This window comes from Haloarcula sp. CBA1127 (genome assembly GCF_001485575.1).
Taxonomy (GTDB): Archaea; Halobacteriota; Halobacteria; order Halobacteriales; family Haloarculaceae; genus Haloarcula.
In genome coordinates this window covers 1,560,634-1,570,007 of the sequence record NZ_BCNB01000006.1, presented here as the reverse complement: position 1 = coordinate 1,570,007, position 9,374 = coordinate 1,560,634, and the positions used below count along the sequence as shown (strand labels likewise).

The following is a 9,374-nucleotide window of genomic DNA, read 5'->3' as shown; positions in this document are numbered from 1 at the left end:
ATTTCCGTCGCTGATTACGCGATGTCATCCACTCGCCGTTTCCTCTTGCGACACTCGGTCGACTTCGAGGACAGCTACCATCGTGAAACGTACCTCAGGTTCCTCCGAAGTGCGGTTATCCTTGTTGACATGTGCGAGGCGCTGTTCGAGCAATACCCGTTCGACGCTGTTCTCGCACACGACGACCGCTACGTTCACGGCGGGATCCATCTCGCAGTCGCCCAGAAACACGGCGTAACGTCGTACAGTCACGATGTCGGTCGCCGCGAGGGGACTATCCTGTTCGGTGACGCAGGAAACCGCTCCTCATTACCATTTTTTACTGATCATGATACGCTCCAGACGGAGTTAGCGGAACCCCTCTCTGCTAGCGAGGAGCGCCGCGTCGAAGAAATCATGGCTGCCAGAACCGAAGGCTCTGACGTCAGGATCAACTACTCCGCTCGAACCAACAACTCGTTCGACTCGTCTGCTGACTGTACGGTCGGCATATTCACGAACCTGATCTGGGACGCCTCTCTCGAAGTCGAGGAACTCGTTTTCCCCGACGTACTCGATTGGATAGATGACACAGTCGAACACGTGTCGAGTGTCGATGACGTGCAGTTCGTCTTGAAGACCCACCCCGCCGAGGCGAAGTTCGGTACAGACGAGTCAGTTGAAGGACGGATCCGTGACGGCCACGACCCACTCCCCGACAATCTCGAAATCTTATCACCGGATACCGACATCGATACGTACGCACTCATTCGTGATCTGGACGCAGGGGTCGTATACAACTCTACCGTTGGCCTTGAGATGGCGTACGAAGGTGTCCCAACTATCGTCGCCGGGGACACCCATTACCGCGATCTCGGTTTCACGTTCGATCCGGAAACGGAGGCCGAGTACTTCGGATTGCTACGCGACATTCGCAATCTGGAGATGGGTGAAGAAATGGTTGCACGCGCGAAGCGGTACGTACACGTCTACTTCGAACGGAAGCACATCGACTTTCCGTTCTTCAGGACGCGGTCCGCAGGCGACAACGAGTATTTCAAAGTGGAACATGATGAGGTCAAGCCAGGGAACGAGAACTTCGATTTCATTGTTCGGAAAATCCTCGCCGACGAACCGGTGCTACGGTAGGCACCGCCTCTCACATCTGGTATCCAAGCGCCTCTAGCTGTTCCGTTTCTACTCCGTTCTGGAACTCGTTCGACTGGTCGGACCGCAACTGGCGGCACTCCTCGTACGATAAGTCGAGTTCTCCCCGCAATTCGCTGGCAATTTCGGTGTCCTCATTGATCCTGTTCTCCGTCTCGCGTGGGTCTTTGTCGACGTGATAGAGCATCTCATCGTCAACAAGGAGTCTATATCCGACCATCTCTCGCAGATGGTTTTTGAGGTTCTCGAAGGACCAGTCTGGGGGATCGACAGAAATGAGCTTCCTGTCCGTAGAACGGACGCTGGTGAAAGCTGGCCCGCGCCGTCGACTCTGGGTTCTACTGAACACGAACTCGTGTCCAGACACGACTCCCGGCTCCCAAACAACCGATCCTTGTCCGCTGAGGAATTCGGGATCGGCGTCTGCTGCTCGAAGAAGCGTATATGGAACGTCGATCAGCGACACGATCTCGTCGTGAACACCACCATCCGTTGACGGGGTTTTGAGAACGAACGGAACGTGGGTCTGTTCGTCATGCGGGATAGTGTTGTGTCCTCGCGCCGGATTCCGGAACAGTACGCGTTCACCGAACGCCTCGCCGTGGTCACCGACGACCGCGACGATAGAATCGTCGGCCCGTCGGTTCGATTGCAGGTAGGAGCGTAACTCCCCCAGCATGTCGTCCCAATAGTTGATGCAATCGTCGTAGAGATTTTCCAGCCGTCGAAACTCACGGGGCGTAGTCGCCTGGTTCACGGTGTCCTGATCCCTGCCGAACGAATCGTCGCCGTCGAACTCCCCGGAGAACTGCGAGAACCCGTCCGGTGGGTCGTAGGGGAGTGAGGGTCGATCGACCATATGAGGACGAACGTATCCTCGTGCTCGTGTTCTCCGAACCATTCGAAGAGATAACTGTTCAGGTCCTCGGATACGCGAATATATCCTGGTCGGTGTCGAGAAGTTCACGGTCAGCCGTCGTCGTGGTCCGTCGCTCGAGTACTTCGGGGTGTTTGTACACCTCGATTACGTCGTCGAACCCGCGGTCGAAGCCTGTCGCGGACGAGACGTTGCCCATCGAGGTGACGCAGAGCGTCTTGAAGCCAGCTGAGGCGAACGCTTCCGAAAGCACACCCCTCCGGTATGCTGTCAGAACGTGTTTCGACACCGTGTGCCGGCGGATAACGGCCCGTCAAAAGAGACGAAGCGACCGGACGAGTCCACGTGGACGGGCTGAAACACTGAGTAAACAGCCGCCCTTCTTCGGCGAGATTATCAAGGTTCGGAGTCGTGGCGCGATCGTATCCGTAGGCGGAGACGTGATCCGCCCGCAACGAATCGACGACGGACAGAATGACGTCCATTGCTTGCTCTGATAACTTTCACAAACTCACTTAACCGAATCGTTTGGGCGAGTCACGCTCCAGCGCCGGCCTGTGTCCGTCACTGTTCACCGATGCTACGCCGACTCTACGTCCGTCGGACCAGTAGATTCACAATAGCCGCTAGCCTACGAATCGCTCACGTATGGCTTCTATCGGCGTTATCTATCCTCGTCTCACTGCCTTCGGTGGTGCGGAAGCAGTCTGTCTTACCATCGTTGATGCCCTCCGTACCGAACACGACGTGGAGCTGATCACTGCAACTCCTCCTCGAACACGGGAGCTGAGTACGGAACTGGTCGGGACCGAGTTTACCCTCAACTACCGGGAAATAGACGTCGACGCGACCGTTCCAGGTCGCGTCACAAATCTACTCGGGACCGTGAGCGGAAATAACTTCGACCTAGTGACGAAGTCCCTGTTCATCCGTCGCGTCCGTGCCATTGCACCGGAGTACGACCTCCTTGTGAGCGTCCGCGACGACGTTTCGCTCCCGCAGCCGACGCTCCAGTACGTTCACACGCCACGGTTAGCGTTGCTCGCCGCGGGTCGTCAGGTATCGCATCCGAACCAGAGTGAGCCGAGTAGCGTCAGGCGCATCTACAATCAGATCTGTACCACTCTTGCCGGACACGACCCGCTTTCCGTTCGTAACGACGTGTTGCTGACGAACTCTGACTGGACCCGATCGCTTACCAGAGAGTTCTACGGTCCCGACGTCGATATTCGGACGGTGTACCCACCCGTCACTCTCTCCGAGTTCGATCCCGTTCAGTGGGACCGCCGAGAGAGAACGGTTTCGTAACAATCGGCCGCGTCTGCCCATCGAAACGGACGCTTCGGACCATCAAAATCGTGTCTGAACTCCGCGACCGCGGATTCGACACCCACTTACACGTCATCGGGACAGTCGGCGATTCCTCGTACGCCGACAGTGTCTGTGACGCGGCGGCTGAACGGGACTTCGTCAGCCTCGAGGGCGAGGTAAAGCGAGCGACGCTTGTCGAACTTCTGACGACCCATCGGTACGGTATTCACGGGAAGGAGCGAGAACCGTTCGGCATGAGCGTCGTCGAAATGGTCGGCGCAGGCATGATTCCGTTTGTTCCGTCGGGGGCGGGACCTGCCGAGATTCTGGGTGGCGAAGACGCACTGGTTTACGACTCCCTCGAGGATGCCGTAACGCTTGCCGAAGCCATCCTTGAAAACCCCGACGTTCAGGCATCCCTCCGCTCGTCGTTGCCCGACCCGAACGAGAACTACGGGCCAGACCGATTCAAAACGAGCGTCGTCGAAGCTGTGGAGGAACTGGTTTGAATGTCGGGTTCACTGGTCATCTCACTGGACACTGAACTCCAGTGGGGGTTCCACGGCATCGATGCTGAGAAGGAGTTTTCCACCGCCGGACGGGAGGAACGATCGAACATCGATACACTACTTGACCTGTTCGACGCCTTCGATGCACCGGTGACGTGGGCAGTCGTCGGGCACCTGTTCCTAGACGCCTGCGACGGACGGCACGCGGATATCGAGCCGCCTCGAAGAGACTGGTTCGACACCGATCCGGGAACGTCACAGTCCGCCGATCCCCTGCGGTACGGACGCGACATTGTCGAGAATATCGTTTCCGCCCCAGTCGATCACGAGATCGGGTCCCACACGTTTTCACACGTCCTCTGTCACCAGCGTGGGTGCACCGAGGCGGTGCTCGAAACAGAACTAGAGCGATGCCGCGAACTTGCATCGTCGTTCGGCGTTGACCTCCGCTCGCTCGTGTTCCCGCAGAACCAGATCGATATGCTCGGGACCGTGGCCGACGCCGGTTTCACTGCCTTCCGCGGACTGTCCCCGGAACGTCGGCTGCGAGACGAAGCGATTGCAGGGCGCTACCGGCGTTTCGCTCGCTACCTCACCAGACGACCGGCACCGACCGTCCAGCCCGTCCGGGATCCGTCCGGGTTATGGGAACTTCCCGCTTCCCAGTATTTCCCGTATGTCTCGCCGGGACCTCTCGAGGATTCTCCCATCCGGCTCGCCCGGACACTCCGCGGGCTCGAACGCGCCCACGACCGGGACGAGGTGATCCACCTCTGGGCACATCCGCATAACTTCACGCCCACACTACTCGAAGACCTGCGCCGTGTTCTGGAGTACGCGGAGCGTATCGATGTCCCCGTCCGTCCGATGGCTGACGCCGTCGCCGTGCACGCAGATCGGTCGTAGGGTTGATAATCCCCTCTCAAGAATTCACGGTAATGAGCCAGCGACAGACAGTCGTCATCGGTCTCGACGGTGCGCACTTCGAGCTGCTCCGTCCGTGGATCGAAGATGGTAAACTTCCCAACATCGCTTCCATTATCGACGACGGTACCGCTGCAGACCTGTGCTCCGTTCTCCCGCCGGTCACATCCCCGAATTGGAAGGCGTATCTCACCGGGAAGAACCCAGGTAAGTTCGGGATCTTCTGGTGGGAGAACATCGACACCGACAACCGACGCGTCTACTACCCGTCCCATCGCAAGAACGAGCAGACCGAGTACTGGGAACGCATCGCGGAGGACGCGTCGGTTGGCGTCGTCAACGTCCCAACAACGTACCCACCGAAGTCCGTCGACAATGCGTGCGTGGTGGCAGGTGCGCCGGACGGCGAGAACACCGGCTTCTCGACACCGGAGCCCCTAGAAGCGGAGCTTGTGGACAAATTCGACTACACCGTCACCACCAAGAATCGAATGGAGACGAAGCCGGATGCTACCGTTGACGAGATTCTCGATCGCATCGACAGCCGGTTCAAGGTTGCAAAACACCTTCTCGAAACACGCGATCTCGATTTCCTGCAGGTGACGACGTTCTACATCAACACGCTCCACCACTTTCTGTGGGACGACGAGACGACTCTGGAGGCCTGGCGGGCAATCGACGCGCACATCGGCGACCTCCGCTCAGGAGACCGGAACGTGGTTCTGATGAGCGACCACGGATCGACGGAGATCGAGACAGTATTCAACATTAACGCCTGGCTTGAACAGGAGGGGTTCCTCACGCTTAAGCGAGATGTCTCCGATTTCATGTATCGGCTTGGGTTGACGACAAACCGGGTCGAGCAGTTCGTCGACGCGCTCGGGCTTCGGAATCTCGCGTTCAAACTCGCTCCGGAGCGGCTCAAACGAAAAGTTCCGGACGAGCAGGGCGAAGTCCACAAGGGTGCAAAGACCGACCGGGTGGACTGGGACGAAAGCGTCGCCTTAGCGAGTGGACAAGGGCCCGTCTATCTCTTGCTGGACCCGTCGACATCGGAGTACGATCGTGTTCGGTCGCATATCGTCGAACAACTCACTGCCGTGCGTGGCCCGAACGGCGAAAAGGTGTGTAACGATGTTCTGGTCAAAGAGGAGTACTACTCAGGGCTGTATGAGAACGAAGCGCCAGATATCATCATCGACCAGCGTGAAGGCGTTCATATCCGCGGTGGGATCGGTAACGACAATATATTTACCGATCCGGAAAATGAGGGATGGCGCGCAGAGAACAAACGCCGCGGCCTGTTCGCAGCGTGTGGTCCCGATTTCACCTCGGAAGCTGTGGACCCGATGTCGATTCTCGACCTTGCACCGACGCTGTTACATCTATATGGAAAGGATATCCCGACGGCGATGGACGGAACGGTTAGGTCTGATGTGTTCGCTGCAGACAGCCCCATCGCAGACACCCCTATCGAGTATCGTGACTCAAATGAACGTGATGCAGAAATCCGGCGAATTCGACGAATCGCTCGCTCGCTTGACGACTACTAGAGGTATCCAAGATCTTCCAGCCTGTCCTCGAGATCGTCATCCTCGGCTTCAGTACCCTCCAACTCGCTGATGACGATATGGAGAATTGTGGAAGCGTATTCTTCGCCGGAGTCGAACCCGTATCTTTCGGCACGCGCGGAAAGTTTCTCCCTAAGATCCGAATCGAGATCAATCTCCATACTCGTGCAATATCTCCGCTGCTAATAAATATTGTTTTGATCGTCCCCTTCGCTCCGTCTACCGTGTCTTTGGTCGTCAGATTGATACTGCGGAGCGGTTACACTGGCCCGCTGCTGCAAGTCAATAAATGCCAAAGCGATCCCAACCCACATCCATCCAGCCTTCCCAAACCCAACGAGGAAGTTCGCTTCGACGACGACGGCTGTCATCGAAGTTAGAAGCGCGAGCGCGAGCAGCCTGTGTTCGATTAACTTCGAGCCCGATATCAATCTTACAAGGAATCCGCAGGTGGTAGTAATAACACCGATAACAAATGCAATCGCCGGGATCCCCGCACCAACCCCAATTATAAGGAATGCATTATGTGGGAGACGATTCCGGAAGAAGTGTTGCCGAATATTTCCCCATCCGACCCCAGTTAAGATGTTTTCTGATATCAGCCTATACGAGACTTTGAGCTGGCTGAGGCGGTGAGCGAGCGATCCACCCCCACTCTCAAGGCCGGTAAATAGGTGAAAGACGAAGACAATGGCCAGCGGAAGCAAGACGATTCCAGCAAGTCGAAGCAGCGCTACCGGTGTTCGAACTGACCGGTTTCTCACTGGATACAGGTAGAATACCACATACACCATCGCTAACAGGGCTCCCCACGTACTACGGGACTGCAAAATAAACACGATGTAAAAGAGAATCACTGCTACACCCACGAAAGGGAGATACTGCCCGCTTCGCTTCGATCTGAACACAACGTACGGTAACGAACCGAGGGTGAACATTCCAATCTCACCGTGTGACAACTCTATCCCCGAAGTACGAGTAAACGGGATAATGTAGGAAGCAATCGACCGCGACGGCAGGAACTCGCCACCGAAGAAAACCCCCGTAAGCGAACTCACGATGCCAATAACACTAATGGCCAGACTAGAGAGAAAAACTGCCGATAGAACAGTATGCAACCGCTTCCAGGAGTCGACGTACAGGAGCAGCGAGACAACCAGCATGAGGTACCCCACCTGTGTTATGATCCGGCGATATGAGCCACCGCTGATGGCTTGCGCGAGAAGATTATACAGTAGAAATGTAACAAATAGGATGATCACCAAGTAAAGCAACGAGAACCACGAAATTTCCGCCCGCAGTAGTTGTCGAATCGTGAGGACTGTGGTCGCCGTCAGGATAAGAAGGTTTGTGGGGCTGACAAATACTATACCAGTCGGAATTGCGTACCCGGCGAATGGGAGAAAGAAAACCATACACAGCACCAGAATATCTACTGTGTCGAAATCTTCAGTAAATAAGTCAGTCTTCTTCGACGCTTCCATCGTGATGGTCTTATTTTTCTTGAGTCAGAGGGTCACATGAACGTTTTGATATCACTGACAAATCGGACTGTTTGATAGCTGTATCATTTGTTGGGTTCTGTAGAAATGTCAAATAAGACTATATATAATTCATATGAAATCGAGGGTAAAGTGCCTCAAAAGTGGTCTTTGCGCGCAATCGAAGAATAGTTTTGATGCGAAACCGACCAACGTCTTGATGAGGTGAGACCAACTGGATAGATGAGTCTCCTGTTTCGGCATAGATATATAGAACTCGGAATTACATTAAATGTGTTTATCGGTAAGTAAAACGACAACCACTTTTCCTCTCAAATGATTTCACTCAAGCTGAGAGCGGAATAGTCGAAATCTGCCTGCACGGATCTGGAAAATGGCTTAATGTGCTTAACTAAACGCGGTCGTCCAGCGGCAGATCTTTTGATTGGAGTACTATGAACCAACGGGTATGCATACGCAAACCAACCAATTTTTTAATTTCCTGCGACTGTTTCCCTAAATACTCAACGAGTGGACGGCGAAAAGATCTGAGGGATGCTGAATCATGGAGTTGAGGATATATCTCTAATTCGAGACCCGCCATATGCGCAAATAATTCGTATTCTTTCACAGAATAGATCAATTCGTTTTGTTCCGGCGTCTCTGCCTGCCGTTCCTCGCGAGGAATGTTGTTATCCAGCGTGATTGACCACGGCCCTAGTAATCGGTTCGGACTCAGGAGGGGGTAAAGCGTCGGTTCGCGTTGAAGCAAGACATAACCATCATCTTTCACAACACGCGATACCTCGTGGAGCAACTCAATTGGATGGTAAGTGTGATGAAATGCTGAATCAAACACCACTATATCAAATTCGTTGGCTCCAAATCCCTCTAAATTCAAAAAATCGCCGACATAAAAATCGATCACATCAATATCTGCGTTGACGTACTCAAGTACTGGTGGTGCCACAGAACGTAACCAATTTTCAGATAGTTCGACGGCACAGACACGGTCTACTTTATCCATTTGAGATAGGTGACCAGATAGCCAACAATGTCCAGCGCCAAGTTCGAGAATATCGCCTTCAATTGGGCCAACCCAGTGTTCAAAATATTCCAGGGTGCGGTAAGATTTGTTCTTGTCAACCCACTGTTTGATTGTTTCTAGGTCTTCTTTATCAGCAGATTCCCACGTCGCCTCTTCGTTTTTAGACAGTTCTGTCTTAGAGAGATGAGATATATTCAAATCTTCGTCACTTAAGCTACCATTCATTATCGTAACTGATTGATGCCGTCGAAGAAATATGTTACGTTATTGATAAACAACGGTCGATTCAGGTGCTCAACGGTAAAACTCCAGCAGAGGTGCTGAACTGAACAGAACCATTGACTCCAACTTCCCGATCTGACGACGGTTTGGATTGTTCGCTCTCCGCTTGTTGCACTATTCAGCTAATTCTCGAAACAGCTGAAACGGTTAGAAATTCAATCCCACGCCCGCCAGCTCTGCCTGCTGTCATCATTGTGTGTTCACTGTTGACTGATTAGTGAGGGC

At 54.3% G+C, this 9,374-nt stretch carries 10 protein-coding genes and 1 pseudogene; 5 read left to right on the top strand and 6 right to left on the bottom strand.

Annotated features, from left to right (window positions below; genetic code table 11):
* The first annotated feature begins 21 nt into the window (after window positions 1–21).
* Complete coding sequence (locus AV059_RS12595) at window positions 22–1,128, top strand: hypothetical protein (RefSeq protein WP_154021029.1); 1,107 nt, start codon at window positions 22–24, stop codon at window positions 1,126–1,128.
* Window positions 1,129–1,138: 10 nt separating this feature from the next.
* Here the strand turns inward: AV059_RS12595 and AV059_RS12590 are convergent, their stop codons facing one another.
* The 3 genes and pseudogenes from AV059_RS12590 to AV059_RS23165 form a co-directional block, all read right to left on the bottom strand.
* Window positions 1,139–2,005: a sulfatase-like hydrolase/transferase gene (locus AV059_RS12590; protein WP_058994860.1), complete on the bottom strand. Its 867-nt coding sequence runs from the start codon at window positions 2,003–2,005 to the stop codon at window positions 1,139–1,141.
* 58 nt (window positions 2,006–2,063) lie between these two features.
* The gene (locus tag AV059_RS22795; protein ID WP_228841796.1) at window positions 2,064–2,276 is read right to left on the bottom strand and encodes a hypothetical protein; all 213 of its coding nucleotides are present in this window, start codon (window positions 2,274–2,276) and stop codon (window positions 2,064–2,066) included.
* A gap of 40 nt (window positions 2,277–2,316) precedes the next feature.
* Window positions 2,317–2,508: pseudogene (locus tag AV059_RS23165) on the bottom strand (sulfatase-like hydrolase/transferase); the annotation flags it as partial.
* Between the two features lie 163 nt (window positions 2,509–2,671).
* Here AV059_RS23165 and AV059_RS22420 point away from each other — a divergent pair.
* Genes AV059_RS22420 through AV059_RS12565 form a run of 4 tightly spaced genes read left to right on the top strand, consistent with a single transcriptional unit; the run spans window position 2,672 to window position 6,320 of the window.
* The gene (locus AV059_RS22420) at window positions 2,672–3,331 is read left to right on the top strand and encodes a hypothetical protein (RefSeq protein ID WP_058994856.1); all 660 of its coding nucleotides are present in this window, start codon (window positions 2,672–2,674) and stop codon (window positions 3,329–3,331) included.
* Window positions 3,301–3,843, top strand: a complete 543-nt coding sequence (locus tag AV059_RS12575) for a glycosyltransferase (RefSeq protein WP_058994854.1) — start codon at window positions 3,301–3,303, stop codon at window positions 3,841–3,843. Before AV059_RS22420 ends, AV059_RS12575 begins: the two co-directional genes overlap by 31 nt.
* Complete coding sequence (locus tag AV059_RS12570; RefSeq protein WP_058994853.1) at window positions 3,844–4,749, top strand: polysaccharide deacetylase family protein; 906 nt, start codon at window positions 3,844–3,846, stop codon at window positions 4,747–4,749.
* A 32-nt stretch (window positions 4,750–4,781) separates the two neighbouring features.
* Entirely contained in the window at window positions 4,782–6,320 is a 1,539-nt protein-coding gene (locus tag AV059_RS12565) for an alkaline phosphatase family protein (protein ID WP_058994852.1), read from the top strand.
* Here AV059_RS12565 and AV059_RS12560 read toward each other — a convergent pair.
* The 3 genes from AV059_RS12560 to AV059_RS12550 form a co-directional block, all read right to left on the bottom strand.
* On the bottom strand, window positions 6,317–6,499 hold the full coding sequence (locus AV059_RS12560) for a hypothetical protein (RefSeq protein WP_058994850.1): 183 nt from the start codon (window positions 6,497–6,499) through the stop codon (window positions 6,317–6,319). The genes AV059_RS12565 and AV059_RS12560 overlap by 4 nt on opposite strands.
* A 21-nt stretch (window positions 6,500–6,520) precedes the next feature.
* On the bottom strand, window positions 6,521–7,822 hold the full coding sequence (locus AV059_RS12555) for an O-antigen ligase (RefSeq protein WP_058994844.1): 1,302 nt from the start codon (window positions 7,820–7,822) through the stop codon (window positions 6,521–6,523).
* A gap of 409 nt (window positions 7,823–8,231) precedes the next feature.
* Window positions 8,232–9,092, bottom strand: a complete 861-nt coding sequence (locus AV059_RS12550; protein ID WP_058994842.1) for a class I SAM-dependent methyltransferase — start codon at window positions 9,090–9,092, stop codon at window positions 8,232–8,234.
* Window positions 9,093–9,374 lie beyond the last annotated feature (282 nt).